Annotated in this window: 21 protein-coding genes and 1 pseudogene; 17 read left to right on the top strand and 5 right to left on the bottom strand. The window is 40.5% G+C overall.

Annotation, left to right across the window (positions count from 1 at the left end; genetic code table 11):
• Nucleotides 1–10: 10 nt before the first annotated feature.
• Both fliS and fliT read left to right on the top strand, forming a co-directional pair.
• Complete coding sequence (fliS, locus tag SJ312_RS02135) at nucleotides 11–409, top strand: flagellar export chaperone FliS (protein WP_004255561.1); 399 nt, start codon at nucleotides 11–13, stop codon at nucleotides 407–409.
• Nucleotides 399–788, top strand: a complete 390-nt coding sequence (fliT, locus tag SJ312_RS02130; RefSeq protein ID WP_004255564.1) for a flagellar protein FliT — start codon at nucleotides 399–401, stop codon at nucleotides 786–788. Before fliS ends, fliT begins: the two co-directional genes overlap by 11 nt.
• Before the next feature lie 53 nt (nucleotides 789–841).
• Here fliT and def read toward each other — a convergent pair whose 3' ends face one another.
• Nucleotides 842–1,351, bottom strand: a complete 510-nt coding sequence (gene def / locus SJ312_RS02125) for a peptide deformylase (protein WP_004255567.1) — start codon at nucleotides 1,349–1,351, stop codon at nucleotides 842–844.
• Between the two features lie 699 nt (nucleotides 1,352–2,050).
• Here def and SJ312_RS02120 point away from each other — a divergent pair.
• Nucleotides 2,051–2,974, top strand: coding sequence for a YadA C-terminal domain-containing protein (locus SJ312_RS02120; protein ID WP_243750203.1), 924 nt, complete (start codon nucleotides 2,051–2,053; stop codon nucleotides 2,972–2,974).
• A 135-nt stretch (nucleotides 2,975–3,109) separates the two neighbouring features.
• Here SJ312_RS02120 and SJ312_RS02115 read toward each other — a convergent pair whose 3' ends face one another.
• On the bottom strand, nucleotides 3,110–3,610 hold the full coding sequence (locus tag SJ312_RS02115; protein ID WP_319866834.1) for a hypothetical protein: 501 nt from the start codon (nucleotides 3,608–3,610) through the stop codon (nucleotides 3,110–3,112).
• A 466-nt stretch (nucleotides 3,611–4,076) separates the two neighbouring features.
• Here SJ312_RS02115 and SJ312_RS02110 point away from each other — a divergent pair, with 466 nt between their 5' ends.
• From SJ312_RS02110 to aes, 3 genes are all read left to right on the top strand, one after another.
• The gene (locus tag SJ312_RS02110; protein WP_140170700.1) at nucleotides 4,077–4,544 is read left to right on the top strand and encodes a DUF1097 domain-containing protein; all 468 of its coding nucleotides are present in this window, start codon (nucleotides 4,077–4,079) and stop codon (nucleotides 4,542–4,544) included.
• Between the two features lie 551 nt (nucleotides 4,545–5,095).
• Nucleotides 5,096–5,227, top strand: coding sequence for an entericidin A/B family lipoprotein (locus tag SJ312_RS02105; protein WP_004255580.1), 132 nt, complete (start codon nucleotides 5,096–5,098; stop codon nucleotides 5,225–5,227).
• Nucleotides 5,228–5,447: 220 nt separating this feature from the next.
• On the top strand, nucleotides 5,448–6,413 hold the full coding sequence (gene aes, locus SJ312_RS02100) for an acetyl esterase (RefSeq protein WP_164565358.1): 966 nt from the start codon (nucleotides 5,448–5,450) through the stop codon (nucleotides 6,411–6,413).
• A gap of 93 nt (nucleotides 6,414–6,506) precedes the next feature.
• On the opposite strand, the gene cspA is transcribed toward aes, so the two are convergent.
• From cspA to fliE, 3 genes are all read right to left on the bottom strand, one after another.
• Nucleotides 6,507–6,719 (bottom strand): RNA chaperone/antiterminator CspA, encoded by a 213-nt coding sequence (gene cspA, locus SJ312_RS02095; protein ID WP_036957846.1) that lies wholly within the window; start codon nucleotides 6,717–6,719, stop codon nucleotides 6,507–6,509.
• Between the two features lie 282 nt (nucleotides 6,720–7,001).
• Nucleotides 7,002–7,214: an AAA family ATPase gene (locus tag SJ312_RS02090; RefSeq protein ID WP_071585855.1), complete on the bottom strand. Its 213-nt coding sequence runs from the start codon at nucleotides 7,212–7,214 to the stop codon at nucleotides 7,002–7,004.
• A 455-nt stretch (nucleotides 7,215–7,669) separates the two neighbouring features.
• Nucleotides 7,670–7,981, bottom strand: coding sequence for a flagellar hook-basal body complex protein FliE (gene fliE / locus SJ312_RS02085; RefSeq protein ID WP_004255594.1), 312 nt, complete (start codon nucleotides 7,979–7,981; stop codon nucleotides 7,670–7,672).
• A 247-nt stretch (nucleotides 7,982–8,228) separates the two neighbouring features.
• On the opposite strand from fliE, the gene fliF reads away from it, so the two are divergent.
• The 11 genes and pseudogenes from fliF to fliO all read left to right on the top strand — a co-directional run bounded on the left by fliF (nucleotide 8,229) and on the right by fliO (nucleotide 17,339).
• The gene (fliF, locus tag SJ312_RS02080) at nucleotides 8,229–9,914 is read left to right on the top strand and encodes a flagellar basal-body MS-ring/collar protein FliF (protein WP_004255597.1); all 1,686 of its coding nucleotides are present in this window, start codon (nucleotides 8,229–8,231) and stop codon (nucleotides 9,912–9,914) included.
• The gene (gene fliG, locus SJ312_RS02075; RefSeq protein ID WP_004255600.1) at nucleotides 9,911–10,903 is read left to right on the top strand and encodes a flagellar motor switch protein FliG; all 993 of its coding nucleotides are present in this window, start codon (nucleotides 9,911–9,913) and stop codon (nucleotides 10,901–10,903) included. The genes fliF and fliG overlap by 4 nt, the downstream gene beginning before the upstream one ends.
• Nucleotides 10,896–11,624: a flagellar assembly protein FliH gene (gene fliH, locus SJ312_RS02070; protein WP_110591526.1), complete on the top strand. Its 729-nt coding sequence runs from the start codon at nucleotides 10,896–10,898 to the stop codon at nucleotides 11,622–11,624. The genes fliG and fliH overlap by 8 nt, the downstream gene beginning before the upstream one ends.
• A pseudogene (locus SJ312_RS02065) lies at nucleotides 11,621–12,659 on the top strand (FliI/YscN family ATPase); the annotation flags it as partial. The gene fliH and the pseudogene SJ312_RS02065, both read left to right, overlap by 4 nt.
• Nucleotides 12,660–12,725: 66 nt before the next feature.
• Entirely contained in the window at nucleotides 12,726–12,971 is a 246-nt protein-coding gene (locus tag SJ312_RS23490) for a hypothetical protein (RefSeq protein WP_413776469.1), read from the top strand.
• A gap of 11 nt (nucleotides 12,972–12,982) precedes the next feature.
• Entirely contained in the window at nucleotides 12,983–13,426 is a 444-nt protein-coding gene (fliJ, locus tag SJ312_RS02060; RefSeq protein WP_094961182.1) for a flagellar export protein FliJ, read from the top strand.
• On the top strand, nucleotides 13,427–14,794 hold the full coding sequence (locus SJ312_RS02055) for a flagellar hook-length control protein FliK (RefSeq protein ID WP_319866830.1): 1,368 nt from the start codon (nucleotides 13,427–13,429) through the stop codon (nucleotides 14,792–14,794).
• A gap of 162 nt (nucleotides 14,795–14,956) precedes the next feature.
• A complete protein-coding gene (gene fliL / locus SJ312_RS02050) occupies nucleotides 14,957–15,436 on the top strand; it encodes a flagellar basal body-associated protein FliL (RefSeq protein WP_094961180.1) in 480 nt (159 codons plus the stop codon).
• A gap of 5 nt (nucleotides 15,437–15,441) precedes the next feature.
• The gene (gene fliM, locus SJ312_RS02045; protein ID WP_004255619.1) at nucleotides 15,442–16,449 is read left to right on the top strand and encodes a flagellar motor switch protein FliM; all 1,008 of its coding nucleotides are present in this window, start codon (nucleotides 15,442–15,444) and stop codon (nucleotides 16,447–16,449) included.
• Nucleotides 16,442–16,858 (top strand): flagellar motor switch protein FliN, encoded by a 417-nt coding sequence (gene fliN, locus SJ312_RS02040; RefSeq protein WP_319866828.1) that lies wholly within the window; start codon nucleotides 16,442–16,444, stop codon nucleotides 16,856–16,858. Before fliM ends, fliN begins: the two co-directional genes overlap by 8 nt.
• A gap of 22 nt (nucleotides 16,859–16,880) precedes the next feature.
• Entirely contained in the window at nucleotides 16,881–17,339 is a 459-nt protein-coding gene (gene fliO / locus SJ312_RS02035; protein ID WP_153673532.1) for a flagellar biosynthetic protein FliO, read from the top strand.
• Nucleotides 17,340–17,349 lie beyond the last annotated feature (10 nt).

Raw genomic sequence — 17,349 nt, 5'->3', positions numbered from 1 at the left:
GGTTAAAAACATGTATCAACGACACGCACAGCAAGCTTATCAACAGGTCGATTTAGAGAGTGAAATCACCAATGCGACCCCATACCAACTGATCCAAATCCTGTTTAAAGGGGCCCTTAGTGCCCTAAAACGCGGGGAGATTTTTATGCTGCAAGGTAAGGTGGCGGAAAAAGGTAAAGAAATCTCAAAAGCTATCGACATCATTGACACTGGGTTAAAGCAGTCGTTAAATTATGAAGCTGGCGGCGAACTTGCAGAAAATTTAGCAAGTTTGTATGAGTATATGACTATGCAGCTACTCCGTGCCAACCTCGAAAACAACGTGGCTTATGTCCAAGAAGTTTACCAATTACTCTCCGATATCGCCTCTGCGTGGCAACAAATCGGTGCAAATGTGGATGAAAGATAATCAGGTGGACAATAAAAATCCTATCGATTTACATGAAATATACCGTAATGTCTTAGTATTAAGTGAAAATTTAGTTGCCTTAGCGCAATCCGGGGAATGGGAGACGTTGGTCTCCCGAGAGACAGAATATGTCCTTGCGGTGGAAAACCTCACCAAGTTAACGCAAGCGTTCGAAAAACAGCAGCCAATAACTGAAGAGTTTATTCAGTTATTGCATAAAATTATTGAAAATGAACGCGTTACTAAAGAATATTTACAACAGCATTTAAACTTTTTAAGCAAAGAAATTAAGCAATTAGACCAAAAACGGGTACTCAATAATAGCTATGGCCAATTTGATGAGCCAGACACCCCGTTAGTCGTTCGCCCCATGGAATGAATTTAAGTGTCAGGCCAACAAGCCTGACACCCTCTTCCCTTCGGGATTACAGCCTATTGTTGCTGCTTTAGACGTTGCTGCTTTTTCAGTTTTTTCAACAGCATATTGCGTTTTAACGGCGACAAGTGGTCAAGAAACACTTTACCGTGTAAGTGGTCAATTTCATGTTGCATGACAATTGCTAAAAACTCGTCACTATCCACTTCAAACGCTTTACCGTGCCTATCGTACGCTTTCACTTTAACGCGCAGGAAACGGTCTACATCCGCATAGATTTCCGGCACAGACAAGCACCCTTCTTGATAACTGGTTTCCCCTTCACTTTCGACGATTTCAGGGTTAACAAATACCATGGGCTCATCACGGTTTTCTGAAATATCAATCACCATAATGGATTTAGTTTCAGCAATTTGCGTGGCAGCAAGGCCAATGCCGTTATCCGTGCTGTACATGGTATCTAACAAATCGTCGATTAAGGTTTGTACCGCAGCGAAATCCGTCACTGGGCTGCATTTAATACGCAGTCGTTCATCTGGAATTTCAATAATTTCTCTTACTGCCATAATTTAAACCCTATAAATTCGATTACTTTTATTCAAATATCAATAATTCAAAATATTTTAAGCGGCAGTAGCGATATTCGATAGCCGCTAACTGCCATCACAACTCTGCCAGTGAAGTATGACGAACAGATAAAATATTATCGTCTTTCTATTTCATCAACAACATGCAAAAAATGGCATTGTTAATCCGAAAGAAAATTTCACTTTAAACATCAATAAATTATCACTAAGCTGTTTAGCTTAAACCCTTATGCCACACAAGGTACATAAAATTTCACAGAAAAATAACACGTTATTTGGAAAAAAACATCTAAAATAGAAAAATGGTGCTCCTTTGTAGGTTTCCAACTGTTTTTATTTTTATCGGCTAGTCGCAGTTATTTGCCTATGGATATTTAATTTTATGTTTTTTCATCATAAAAATACAGTTGGGCCACATTCAAATTATTTTCAAATTAATATAAAATAAATAATAAGTGGCTTATCTTATAATTTAATCAATTTAAAAAAACCATATATATTTACAATATAAATATCACTGTCTTTATTCCAATCAAACACGAATATCCCGAATAAATATAATTTAAAAAATCGATTTTACCTGCCAGAAAAATGACCCTATTATAAATAAGTTGAGAAAAAAAACCCCTCTTCATTCTTCTTTAGATAATATTTTTAATATAATACGGAAATTAACACATGGAAAAGAAAGCATTAGCTCGTTATTTAGCGGCCATATTACTCAGCGGATTGTCTTACACTGCAGTAGCCAACACTACATATCCAAAGACCGCACAAACATTAAGCGATATCAATGCACAAGGGATTAGTAATAATACTCTAGGTGTTAATAATAATACTAGAAGAATCATTTCTATCAATAAAAAAATCGGTGAGATTGATAGCGAAATTAACCAGATGAACTCAAATTTCGGTAGTGACATTGAAAAATTAAATATAAGGCATCTTAATATTAAATTAGAAACGAAAGATATACGAGATGATTTAAACAAATTGCAAGATGAAGTATTGTATTTTGAAGATAAAAATGCCGAAAAAATACAAAGTAACACTGATTTAATTAATGACCAAATCACATCAATACAAAAAGATAAAGAAATAGAGCACCATGCGTTTGACTCAAAATTAAAAGAAGTTGAATTATATGTACAAGGTGCATTAATTGGTGTAAATGCGGCGGACCAAGTCACCGAACAATTAAATACCAATATTCAGAATCTTGATAAAAAAGTTATTGGAAACACCTCGTCAATAAAAACCCTAAAAAGTGACGCGGCCAAAACACAAAAAGCGAACGAAGTTAAATTCACAAAGTTAGAAAATAAATTTGACCATGGGGTCAACCAGCTTGATAGCAAAATAGATAAACGAGCCCAAGAAGCCAATTCTGGTATCGCATCCGTTGCTGCAATGAGCAATATCCCTTATGCAACAAATACCCGTTTTAGTGCCGGTGTTGGCGTAGGTAATTACAAAAATGGCTCTGCGATCGCTGCTGGGGCTCAATATCAACTAAAAGAAAATATCAACTTACGCAGTTCTGTTTCTTGGAATAACTCTGATTCTGCCGTTATCGGAGCGGGCGTCGCCTTCGGTTGGTAACTATCTAGCCCCTATTTTTCATATAACCTTTATAAATAATTTATAAGCATTAACCAATAGTACCAATGATACATTGGTACTATTTTTAATCGCCCTAATCGGCCAATATCTAAATTAACTAGCTCTGCGTTGTAATTAATCTTGGTGATAAGTCACAATCGCAATTGGTGTTGGGTTAATGGTAACCCAAAGATTAGACATACCGACATGAGTTAGCGATGACTCACTTACTTTATTACAACTGGTTTCAGATTGGCATTTCGAGAGAAATCCACTGGCAACTTGCGGGCTAAGCCCTTGCTTTATCAAATAACCCATTTCATTTTCTAACTTTTGTTGGAAGTCCGTAAAATCTGGTTTTGGCGAGGTATAATCTTCAACCCCAACAAGTGTAGTGGCAACTTGAATGAGTGCACCATCATCAAAAGTTAGTTGGTTTTCATAGCTCCAATCATTAAAAGGTTTTTGCTGCCCAAAAGTACAAACTGTTTTACTGCCATTTGCTTGGCATTTCCCCGCCTTAATAAAACTGATGCTATCCATACTTTGCCCCCAGTTTAAGCCAAATGGTGCGGTCGATGTGGTATCACACCCTACTAATAGCAACGCAGCAACCCCAGCTATCATCCATTTCATACTCTCACCTCACTAATCAATTTATCTCATGCTACAGGGTGAGGAGGCTAAATTGAAGTAAAAAAGTCATCAGCTATTAACTCAATCAACATTAATATTTATATTTTAAGTTATTTATTTAACACTAAATTTACATACAATTAATTATTATCAAAAAGATAAAGTTAATACAGATAAATCATCGTATACAGATTGCCAGATTTACTTTGGGTCTATACAATGCTCTGCTTTACACGGTCCCAGTACCACTGCAATACAGATAACTATCATATTATTAGTCAGTTACCCCTCTAGCAATACTTGAAACTCTCTAGATGGTTCTTGAATAACAAGATAGCTGAATCGTTACAACTTAGCTTTATAATTAATTGCTTTTGTAACGAGTGGATTTTGTAACTAACTGGTGGACTAACAGGCATTCACCAATCTCATTGTTAACAAATAACCATAACGTAAAGTACAAATTGTGAAATTATTATTCTCTCTTTCTTTAACAACCGCCATTCTCTCTGGTATATGGGCTTGGGTTGCAGATAGCTTAGGGTTAATCGGTTGGGCCGGATTTTTAGGCTGTACCGCATATTTTGCTTACCCCAAAGATGGGCTTAAAGGACTAGGTATTACTGCACTAACCGTCAGTAGCGGCGTGGTTTGGGGGTTGGTGATCCTGCATAGCGGTGACTACCTGCAACACTTACCTCATTTTGTTGGGTACTTCCTGACGGGTATTGTTGCCTTTTTGATGTGTATGCAAGCCAAAAAGCAGTGGCTTTCTTATATACCGGGCACTTTTGTCGGCACCTGTACTATTTTTGCGACTGAAGGTGCTTGGTTGGTAACGATGCAATCACTACTCATCGGTGTGCTATTTGGTTTTGCAATGAAAAAAAGTGGACTTTGGTTATTTGAAAAGTACTTATCGGATAAAAACTAAAAAAAACCGCCAATATGGCGGTTTAAATAAATCAATGAAACCAAGGGAATTTCAAACAGATTCGATATTACATTAAAATTGTCTAACAGCAATATATAACATTTTGATTTAACTAGTAATTAATCGAATATCAAACTAAGTACCCTTACTTATACCCACAAATATAATAATGATAAGTTTGTTAATAAAATGATAAAATTCGGACTTGAAATTCCAATTTAGATTAATAAAGCTTATACAACTGGTCAAACATCAGTCGAATTAATTCTTTTTAATATAGTCATATAGTGAAATTCAGATTTTTCTGCATCCTTATATTATCAATAAAAAAGTAAAACCATTTCTAAGTACCAATATGTTTTTCTTTTGTTAATTGATAAATTAGACTATTAAACTAATCAAAAGTGAAATAAAAGCGTAATAAACCAATTAAATTTACATGGCTAGAACGTAAAATCAGAATCGTTTGAAAAACACACTTTCATTCCTCTGCTATACTTGAATAAGAATATCTTAAGACCTATAACTGAATGTAATGAAAGGAAGAAGATATGATTAAAAAAATTTGCTTTTTAGCCTGTTCATTAGCTGTCGTATTCTCTTTAAGCGCATGCAACACCACCAAAGGTGTTGGTGAAGATATAGAAGCAGGTGGCGAAGCCATACAAAGAGCAGCTAAATGATGGCTAACAACCATCATCCTTAAATATTAGCTACCTCGACTAGAACTGACATATATACCAAACGGTGACAGTTTCGCCGTTTGGTATATAAATTAAAGAGCCTATAAATTCCTAAACCTTACTCTATTTGAAATACAGAACATTTTAATATTGGCTAACAGGATCACAATTTAATTATGCCTCTCTTTTACAATGGGAGCCATCCAGCTAGGAGAGCATAATGAACCCGAAAAATAAAATTAATGTGTTAGACCACATTTCACCTGAAATGCAATCTGTAATGCAATTTTATGCAGAAAACCCATCCCCTTCCCCTATTGACACCAGCTATTACGGAATGCGACAAGCGTATATTGAAGATAGAAAATATTGGAATGCAGAAGCGCCAATGATGCACAATATTTACGATATTCAAGTACCAACTCAATATGGCAATATTTTGACTCGTCTATTTCAACCCCTGAAGTCACCACCAGCAACTTTATTTTATATTCACGGAGGCGGGTTTATTTTAGGTAATTTACAAACTCATGACCGCATAATGCGGTTACTAGCCTGTTATTCAGGCTGTACCGTTATTGGAATAGATTATTCGTTATCCCCTGAAGCTCGTTACCCCCAAGCCATTGAAGAAATATCCACCGTTTACCAGTATTATCAACAAAATGCCGCAGAGCATAATATCAATATGCAACAAACTGGCTTTGCAGGTGACTCAGCTGGCGCAATGTTATCTCTTGCTTCTATACTTTGGTTGCGTGATAACACTATAGAAAGTGCCAATATTAAATCCGTTTTATTGTGGTATGGGCTTTATGGCTTACAGGATTCAATCAGTCGGCGGCTATATGGTGGGGAATGGGATGGGTTACAAAAAGAAGACTTAGAAAATTATGATAATGCCTATCTCGGGGAAAATGGTGATAGAGAAGCCCCTTATTACTGCTTATTCAATAATGACTTAACCAATGATATTCCACCTTGCTTTATTGCTAGTGCAGAATTTGACCCTCTATTAGATGATAGCTTGGCTTTGTTCCGAACACTCGACGCTAACAATATATCTTGTGAATATAAAATGTACCCAGGAACTTTGCATGCTTTCTTACATTACTCTCGCATGATGCAAATATCAGATGAAGCAATTCGTGATGGTGCGAATTATTTTATCAAACAACTTTTATAATATTAACTCTATATTTATTGAAGATAACAGACGATAAAACGAAAAAACCTCGCATTTAGCGAGGTTTTTGAATGCTTAGCGATTCGTTTATCGTTATTTAGCGATAACGTTAGCTGCTGCAGGGCCTTTAGCACCATTTTCAATGGTGAATGAAACTTGTTGGCCTTCTGCTAATGATTTGAAGTTATCACTTTGGATTGCAGAAAAGTGAACAAATACATCTTTGCTGCCGTCTGCAGGAGTGATAAAACCAAAACCTTTATCATCGTTAAACCATTTTACTGTACCAGTCATTGTATTAGACATAGAATTTCCTTTAATTTTTTAAAATTGCCATAAGGCATGTTGCGGTTTGTTCTTGTGGTACTTATGGGAATTAATTAGAAGGAATTCGCAATGAAGTGGTATCTGAGATAACGCTTAATGGTGAACATCTTAAAACTGACTAACATAAATAGGCCTGTACTTCCAAACCAGTAGCATATTAAGCCACACTTATAACCAAATGGCAAATTTTATTTTCACATCAATTCAAGAAACAAATAGTTTGCTATTTATCCGAACCTAAAAGAAAGCACATCTTCAGGTTTAGTACCTATCAAAAACACCATAATCAGGCCTTTCACCCCTCATCACCGCTCGCTGTTGCTCATGTACCGCTTCTCTATCGGCTCTTTTTTGTTCGGATGAACGGGCGTCTTTATGCGGCTTTGGCCATGTTGGTTTATCAGGCTCGAAAGAAGGCGTAAATGTACAACCCGTAATTAAAAATAGACAAAATAGCGAAGAGATTACTTTCATAATGGCTTTTATTTTTCCAATACAGTAATTAAGTAAAAACACTTAATCATGATACCGATATTTATCATTTATCTAAATCATTATTTGGATACTACTTTGGTAAAATGACCATTGATAATTCACAATAACAATATATAAAGTAGGATTTAAGATAACAAAAAAGCCGCATCACGCAGCTTTTAAATCTTGTAATCCATTACAGTTATGATTGACTACTTTTTTCAGTTGGGTCAAACGGAAGCCCACCAGCAAATACAAATGATAATCCAACAATAACGAACGAAACCATAACAAAATACTTATCAATAAATCGTTTCATACTGTTATTCCTATGCTCAATCATCGAATTAAAATATGCGAACCGATTATTATTGGCAATAAAAAATTACCCCATTACTTTCCCAACAGAGTACTAAAAAATCAATTAATTTATTACATTCAAATAGATAGTAAAATCATACTGGCATAGACATAATTTCTTGATACGCCGCCACTAGCTTATTACGTACTTGAATTCCCATTTGTAAACTTAAACTTGCTTTTTGCATATCAACCATCACGTCATTTAAGGAAATATCTTGCTTTCCTAACGTGAAGTTTTCAACTTGCTTAGCTGAATCATTACGTGTTTTATTAATTTGATTTACGGAAGCAACTAGGTGATCAGCAAATCCAACTGGCTCTATTACGGGTTTAATTGGGTTAGTGGCTTGGGTTGCCACGACATTTAATTGTGAAATAACCCCTTCAATCGCTTGAACTGTCATTCGATTCTCTTCTTATTAAATTAATGTGAATTTTTCACTAACCTATATTGGCTAGCTTACCCTATCACACCCTTTTTAACTTGAAGCCGATAAATAACACCAATTTTATAGGCTGATTCCGTCATTAGAACCCCTTAAAACAAGAAATAATAGCAAAGTGAAAAAGTGACGTTACGAAGAGGGAAATAACATTGTTTCACCAAAAGTATTTTCATCCGTCTAGTAGTCTGCCAAGCAGGGAATATTTATGAGTGCCGCATCTAAAGACACGGGGGAGGCCAAAAAGGGTTTTGCCTCTATAGTTGAAAGGATTAAAGCTGATCCTAAAATACCGTTAATGATTGCGGCGGCTGCGGCTGTTTCAATTATTGTCGCCCTTCTCCTCTGGCTACGCAGCCCTGACTACCGTGTACTTCTTAGCAATTTAAGTGCTAAAGATGGTGGCGATATTGTTGGCCAGCTAACTCAGATGAATGTGCCATATCAAATTGCTGATAATGGTAGCGCTATTTTAGTTCCTGCAGATAAAGTGCATGAATTACGTTTAAAGCTCGCTCAATCAGGTTTACCTAAAGGTGGCAATACTGGTTTTGAATTATTAGATAAAGAACAATTCGGTATCAGCCAATTTAGTGAGCAAATCAATTACCAACGTGCATTAGAGGGTGAACTCTCTCGTACTATTGAGTCCCTAAGCCCAGTACAAAGTGCTCGGGTGCATTTAGCAATTCCTAAACCCACCTTATTTGTGCGTGAGCAAAAGCTACCAACGGCTTCTGTGACGGTCGGTTTACTACCGGGAAGAATGCTTGATGAAGGGCAAATCAGCGCCATTGTCCATATGGTATCAAGTAGCGTAACAGGCCTAACCGCTAGTAATGTCATTATTGTTGACCAAGCGGGTCGCTTACTCACCAATAACGATAATAGCCAGCAATCGGCAAACAGCGCACAAATCAAAATGACTAAAGAGATGGAGTCTCATCTCAAACAGCGCATAGAAGATATTCTGTCGCCGTTAGTCGGTCGTGCCAATATTCATGCCCAAGTCACCGCGCAAATGGATTTCTCGAAAGTCGAACAAACTTCAGAGGAATATAAGCCCAACCAAACGCCAGATAGTGCGGCTATTCGTTCCCGCCAAAACAGCCAAAGTATGCAAAATAACAATGGCGGAACCGGTGGAGTGCCAGGTGCGCTTTCAAATCAACCCGTTAGTGCACCAAGTGCACCTATTGAAACCAATAAAGACAATAAAGATGGCGCTCAAACGGCGAATAACCGTAATAGCGTCTCGAACTCGCAAAGCGATGAAACCACAAATTACGAAGTAGATCGCAAAATTAGTCACACTCAACGGCAAATTGGTGTCGTCGATAGGCTCTCGGTCGCAGTTATTGTCAATTACCATTCACAAGATGGTGAAAATGGTCCAGAAATGAAGCCATTGCCACCAGAGATGCTGCAACAAATTGAAGCATTGACACGCGAAGCAATGGGCTTTTCCACTGCACGTGGGGATTCTCTCAACATTACTAATTCATTGTTTACCAATGAGGCTCCGGTTGAAGAAGCACCTTCGTTACTTGAAAGCCCACAATTTATTGCTCAGTTACTGGATTACGGAAAAATACTGCTTATTGCCATTATTGCTTGGTTTATGTGGCGTTTCGGTATCAAACCTCAATGGGTTAAATACCGAAAAGCACAACAAGCCCAAGCTGAAGCCGAGGTTTTTGTTGCCACACAACTGAAAACACCGCTCGTGGTTGATGAAGCGATTGATGAAGAAATGGATGAGCAAACACGCCGTCGCCTGACTCGTCAACGTGTTAGTGCTGAGATCCAAAGCCAACGTATCCGTGAAATGGCAGAAAAAGACCCACAAATCGTGGCAATGGTTATCCGTCAGTGGTTAGGAAAATCCCAATGAGTTTAAGTGGAACAGAAAAAAGTGCCGTGATGTTAATGACGCTCGGTGAAGACCAGGCTGCGGAAGTATTTAAGCACCTGAATCCTAAAGAAGTTCAGCAATTGAGTATGGCAGTGTCAAACATGCGCCAAATCTCAAATAATGAATTGGCAGAAGTATTAACTGAATTTGAAGAGTCAGCGATTCAATTCGCGGCACTCAATATCAACACGAATGACTATCTGCGTTCTGTATTGGTGAAAGCACTTGGCGAAGAACGCGCCGCAAGCTTACTTGAGGACATCTTTGAAAAACAAGAAACCACGTCAGGGATCGAAAGCCTCAACTATATGGAACCCCAAACCGTTGCCGATATTATCCGTGATGAACATCCGCAAATTATCGCCACTATTTTGGTTCACTTAAAACGCAATCTTGCAGCGGATGTCCTCGAATTATTCGAAGAGCGCCAACGCAACGATATTATGCTACGTATCGCCACCTTTGGTGGTGTCCAACCTGCTGCATTGGCGGAGTTGACCGAAGTGTTGAACAACTTACTGGATGGACAAAACCTCAAACGCAGCAAAATGGGTGGCGTGAGAACTGCGGCAGAAATCATCAACTTGATGAAAAGCCAGCAAGAAGAAAGCGTTATCGATGCAATGCGTGATTACGATGGTGAGCTTGCTCAACGTATTATTGACGAAATGTTCCTATTCGAAAACCTTATCGAGGTGGACAACCGCAGCATTCAACGTATTTTGCAGGATGTTTCGACAGACTCGCTGGTTATTGCCCTCAAAGGCAGCAACCAAGCACTACGCGACCACTTCCTCAACAATATGGCCGCTCGCGCTGCAGAAATCGTGCGCGACGATTTGGAATCACGTTCTCCTGTGCGTATGTCTCAAGTGGAAAACGAACAAAAAGCCATTTTGCTTATCGTTCGTCGTTTAGTCGAAAAAGGCGAAATCGCGATAGGTGGTGGAGACGACGTCTATGTCTAAGTCAACAATTCCAAATGACCAATGGCAGCCTTGGCAGCTTCGTGAGCTTAATCAATGGGATCTCAACTCAGGCATTCCTGCATTAAGTGATGTTCCTGAGCCTGAAGCGCCAAAAGTCCCGTGCCTTGAACCAAAAGAAGTGTTAGAGCAAATTAATTTGCTCGATAACATCAAGGAAGATGCACAGCGGACGGGTTACCAACAAGGGCATGAAAAAGGCCAGCAAGAAGGTTACCAAGCTGGTTTTGAGCAAGGCTTACGAGCTGGAGAAGAACAAGGGCGTGAGCAGGCACTTGCTTTGCAACAACCTGTGATTGAAACATGGCAAAAACTGCTGTCTGAATTCAATTATTCGCTCGATACCTTTGATACGGTGGTGACCACTAAACTGTTGCAGATAGCGTTGACTGCGGCTAAGCAAGTTTTAGGTCAATCCACCGTTTGTGATGGCACCGCATTGTTGGAGGAAATCAGCCAGTTACTCCAACAAAAACCGATTTTTACTGGGCAGCCTGAACTACACATCAACCCAAATCATTTTGAATTGATTGAACAGCACCTCGGTTCCCTACTCAACTTGAACGGCTGGCGCTTAGTCGCTGATCCTAAACTGCATATCGGTGGCTGCCGAGTCGTCGCTGAAGACGGTGAAATTGATATGACTGTGGCGACACGTTGGCAAGAATTGTGTCGTTTATATGCACCGGAGAGCTTTTCATGACGGCACGATTGGGACGCTGGATTGCTTCGTTGGACGATTTAGAATCGCGGATGAAAGGGATCCCGATGGTGCGTCGTTATGGCCGCCTCACAAAAATCACTGGCTTAGTGATGGAAGCCGAAGGCATTAAAATGCCTTTGGGGGCAACCTGCTTTATTGAACGCTCAATTAATGGTGGCTCAGATGAAGTGGTGTGTGAAGTCGTCGGCTTTAACGGCCCAAGAATGTTATTGATGCCATTAGCCGACCTCGAGGGGATCGCCCCGGGTGCCCGTGTTTATGCACAATCAACCGGTGATGACGGGCAAACTAGCCGCTTACTCCCTATTGGTAATGAATTATTAGGCAGAGTACTTGATGCCCAAGGTAATCCATTAGATGGAAAAGGCCCCTTAGAGGTAAAAACACGCGCGCCATTAATTACCCCACCAATTAACCCATTAGAACGAACGCCTATTAGTAATGTATTGGATGTCGGTGTTCGTGCAATCAATGCATTATTAACCGTCGGTCGCGGCCAACGTATGGGGCTATTTGCTGGCTCTGGTGTGGGTAAAAGCGTATTACTTGGCATGATGGCACGCTTTACACAAGCCGATATTATCGTAGTCGGGTTGATTGGTGAACGTGGTCGTGAAGTCAAAGATTTCATTGAAAATATCTTAGGGGCTGATGGCTTAAAACGTGCCGTTGTCGTTGCAGCGCCAGCCGATGTGTCTCCTCTATTGCGCATGCAAGGCGCCTCTTATGCCACTCGTATCGCTGAGTATTTTCGCGATAAAGGTTTAAGTGTGCTGTTGATTATGGATTCACTCACTCGCTACAGCATGGCACAACGGGAAATTGGAACCACCAGCAACGAAAGGCTATCCACCTTCTGTATTTGCCAAATTACCAGCATTAGTTGAGCGTGCAGGGAATGGGAAAAATGGTGGGTCAATTACCGCTTTTTATACCGTTTTAACGGAAGGGGATGACCAACAAGACCCAATTGCTGACTCGGCTCGCGCCATTTTGGATGGCCATATTGTACTTTCACGTTCACTGGCAGAGTCAGGGCACTACCCTGCAATAGATATCGAGGCATCTATCAGCCGTGCCATGACCGAGCTCATTCCTAAAGAGCATTACCGAAAAATTCAACGTTTCAAGCAGTTAACGTCTAGTTACCAACGCAACCGAGATTTAATTAACGTCGGTGCGTACGCCATGGGCAGTGACCCCATGTTGGATACGGCAATTCAATATTACCCACGTATGTCGAAGTTTTTGCAACAAGATATTGATGAGCGATGTGATTATCAAACCGCATGCGAACAGTTGACACAAGTGGTTCCCAACGAATAACGAGGGGATAAATGGCCAAAAATAATGCCTTAACAACATTACTCACCTTAGCTGTTGAAGCCTCGGAAGAAGCAGCAAAAGTGTTAGCTCAAGTGCGCCAAACCCACACCCAAATGGCGCAGCAACTAAATATGTTGGAAAACTACCAATCCGAATATCGTCAAAAACTCAACCAAACCTTGCATACGGGTATGGAATCGGATAAGTGGCAGAATTATCAGCAATTTTTGGTCACATTGGAACTGACCATTGAACAACAGCAGCAACAACTGAATTTATGGGAGCAACGCGTTAACGAAGCTAACCGCCATTGGCAAGAAAAACAACAGCGTGTCAACGCGTTCGATACGTTAATTCAACGTGCTGAACATACTGAATACCAACGTCAAAACCGCTTAGAACAAAAGCAAATGGATGAATTTGCTCAACGAGCGACTTTACGGAGACCTCAATAAATGGACATCAACGCCCTGAATGTGCCAACCGCATCATCGACTAAAAATGGCAATATACAACAAAATGAATCGCGCGCTGATGAAAATCAAGCCCCTGCACTCCCCTTTCAAGCCATGCTTGATAACCAGCAACCGATTGAAAAACAAAATGTCACTAATCAACCGATCAATGAAGAAGCACTTAACAAAGGCATTGTTGATAACAAACTGGCAATAGCGAGTAAAGAAACGATTGAACAAACCAAGGTTGGGCAAAAAACGGCTGAAAATGCCATTGAGCAACTGAACTTTAGCCGTAACTTGCGTGCTGATAGCGTGCAAACTGCACTTAACACTGAGTTATTAACAGGCAAAGATGCTAACGAGCAAGCGTGGCTAGAGAGCTTAAAACAGTCATTAACTGGCCAAGTACAAGCAACGGCAAATACAACTATTAAAACAGAAGCACACTCGGTTTTAGGCGCATTTACCCAAAAAATGCAGCACCTAACGGATAATGCAGATGGCATCATTAATGAAGATGATGGCAAACATCTGGAAGGTTCACAGCAACAAATCGCAGGCGAAGAAGATGGCCCAGAACTTGGGGTATTTATTAAGAATGAAAAAGAAGAACGTCGTGACCAGCCTCTTTTTCCCTTTGATAACCCACGAGATATGCGCAGTAAAAATTTAACTGCTGATTTCATGCCATTGAATAAAAAAGTGAGTGATAAAGACCCAGTATTAAACCTACAAAATGTTTCAAGTGAAGCCCTGAACCAAACCGCGAAAGGCGCATTTACACTACAAACTGAGACTGGTGCTTTTACCACCACATCCTCACAGCATACAACGACCGCGCCAGTTAGCATGATGCCAACGACATCAACAGCCCAAGCGGCAACCATAAATGCGCCAACGGCTGCTCCAACCATGCATTTAGCCAGCCAATTAGGTAGCGAAGCGTGGCAGCAGCAATTAAGCCAACATATGTTATTTTTCTCTCGCCAAGGAATATCTCAGGCACAAATTCGCTTGCACCCTGAAGAGTTAGGATCACTAAATGTGCATTTACGCATCGAAGATAACCAAGCAGTAATGCATTTTGTCTCTCCACATAGTCATGTACGTGCAGCCATGGAATCCATGATGCCAGTGCTACGCAGTGCGCTACAAGAAAGTGGTATTCATCTTGCTCAAGGCTCTGTTGGCCAAGATAACTTGAACCAGCAATCCGATAGCTCTCAGCAAAATGCGCACCAAAACGATGGCCAAATTCAAGCGACACATCCATCCGTTGGTGCTGTTGGTATCAGCGAAGCAAATGCCACTGTTTCACCTAAAAATGTAGCATCAAGACAAGGTGGCATTAACACTTTTGCATAAAAAACAAACGAATCGCGGTAATTTCCTAGCTAAAGCGCCGAGTTACCGCCTTTTTGTTTCGTTTTTCACTCCTTTAACTCTTGGCAACCAAGCCATAATGCTAGAGATCATAACGTAAAAACCCATTTGGGTTTAGCATCCAAGAAACAGGAATTCAGCTAAATGTCGTCGAGCAAAAAATCAAAAAGTTCCAACAAAGGGTTGCTTATTCTATTTGCCCTTCTTGCCCTTGCTGGCGCAGGGTTTGGGGGTTATACCTGGTGGACGACACAACAAGGCACGCAAACGGCGAGTGAGGAAGAAAAGCGCCCGAACATGCCACAACCCATTTTTATGGAGTTAGAGCCATTTACCGTCAATTTGGCAGGTGCAGCCGATGCACCTGATCGTGTGCTTTATATCCATGTGACTTTGCGACTTGCGAACGAAAAATCGCGCAAACAACTTCATGAATACCTCCCTGAAGTGCGTAGCCGTTTGTTACTGCTACTTTCAGAGCAAAAAGCAAAAAATATTGAGACGCATGAAGGTAAGTTGCAGTTAATGAAAGATATCAAGCAAACGCTCACCCCTACCCTGATCCCAGGTGATACCGATCAGGATATTTCTGATGTGTTATTTACTACTTTTATTCTGCGGTAATATTCATGAGCGATAATATTTTATCTCAGGCCGAAATTGATGCGCTGCTTAATGATGATGCACCATCAAGCAATACGCCTGTGCCAGAGACTCAAGGGAAAGATAATGTTCGCCCTTACGACCCGAATACTCAACGTCGAGTTATTAGGGAGCGAATGCAGTCTCTCGAAATCATTAATGAACGTTTTGCTCGCCAGTTCCGTATGGGTTTGTTCAATATGTTACGTCGCAGCCCAGATATTACGGTGGGCGGTATTAAAATTGAACCTTACCATGAGTTTGCGCGTAATTTACCCGTACCGACTAACTTAAACTTAATCCATATGCCGCCTTTACGAGGCACGGCACTGTTTACCTTTGAGCCCGCATTAGTTTACATCGCTGTCGACAATCTATTTGGTGGAGACGGCCGCTTTCCCGTACGGCAAGAAGGTAAAGAGTTTACCAATACTGAACAACGCATTATCAATCGCATGCTCAAGTTAGCTTTAGGAGCTTATCGCGATGCTTGGAAGCCAATCGCTGATATTGAAGTGGAATATGTACGTTCTGAAATCCAAGTCAAATTCACTAATATCACCACCTCCCCTAATGACATTGTCGTCACCACACCGTTTTTAGTGGAGATAGGCAATACCGTTGGTGAATTCAGTATTTGTATTCCGATCGCCATGATTGAGCCATTACGTGAACGTTTAATAAACCCACCAATGGAACAAGGCCACCAAGAAAATGAAACTTGGGTCACCAACCTTGTCACCCAAGTGAAACGTTCTGAACTTGAATTGGTTGCCAACTTTGTTGACATTCCAATGCGAATTTCTCGCTTACTGCAACTGCAAAAAGGGGATGTGATCCCAATTGAGAAACCTGACCGCCTCATCGTTAATGTTGATGGCGTTCCCGTATTAACCAGTCAATACGGTACTCAAAATGGCCAGTATGCATTGCGTGTAGAACATTTGATTAACCCTGTATTAAACACTCTAGATGAGGAAAGTACCAATGAGTGAGGCGAAGAACTCTCCTGATGCATCAACCAATAACGACAGTGAAGACCTGTGGGCTGAAGCGCTGGAACAGCAAAAAAAAGCGGAATCCGCCTCAGCTGGTGCACAGGCTTTCGACAACTTTGATGGACAAAACCCGCTAAATCAACTGTCTGATATCGATATGATCATGGACATTCCTGTCCGTCTTTCAGTTGAATTGGGGCGCACTAAAATGACCATTAAAAAACTACTGAGCTTATCCCAAGGCTCTGTGGTTTCACTGGATGGCTTAGCGGGTGAGCCACTGGATATTTTAATCAATGGCTATTTAATTGCGCAGGGAGAAGTGGTCGTGGTTTCAGATAATTACGGTATTCGTATTACTGACATCATTACGCCTTCCGAACGTATGCGCCGTTTAAGTCGTTAATTAACCACGTGAGTCGCTGATAATGGCAATACCCAATCAAACTGAGCAGGCACCGATATCTGTGCCTTTTTTATCAACAACCGTTTCCTCCGGTGAACCTAATACTCCTGTTATTGACCACAATGATAGCTTAACGCAGATATCAGGGGCTTTAGGGGGGATCATTTTATTGATACTAGCAGGTGCTTGGTTGGTGAAAAAATTAGGATTTGCTCCCCAAAAAATGGGCAAGGAGCAAATCGTAAAAGTCAAAAGCCGTTGCTCATTAGGTAATAAAGAACGCGTTGTGGTTGTTGAGGTGAATAATGAGTGTTTGGTATTAGGTGTTACCACACAAAATATCAGCCTCTTACACCAATACCCGGCTGCACCTGAAGTCACTGAGACATTGCCAACTGAACCGCTCACCTTTCAGTCTTTATTAAAGAAAAAACAAGAGGCTGCAAAATGTGCGGCTTCAGTTACACTTATGCATAAGTAATCGGAAGGGC

Source organism: Providencia sp. CIM-Carb-044, from assembly GCF_033901115.1.
Taxonomy (GTDB): domain Bacteria; phylum Pseudomonadota; class Gammaproteobacteria; order Enterobacterales; family Enterobacteriaceae; genus Providencia; species Providencia hangzhouensis.
This window is presented reverse-complemented; position numbering and strand designations above follow the sequence as displayed.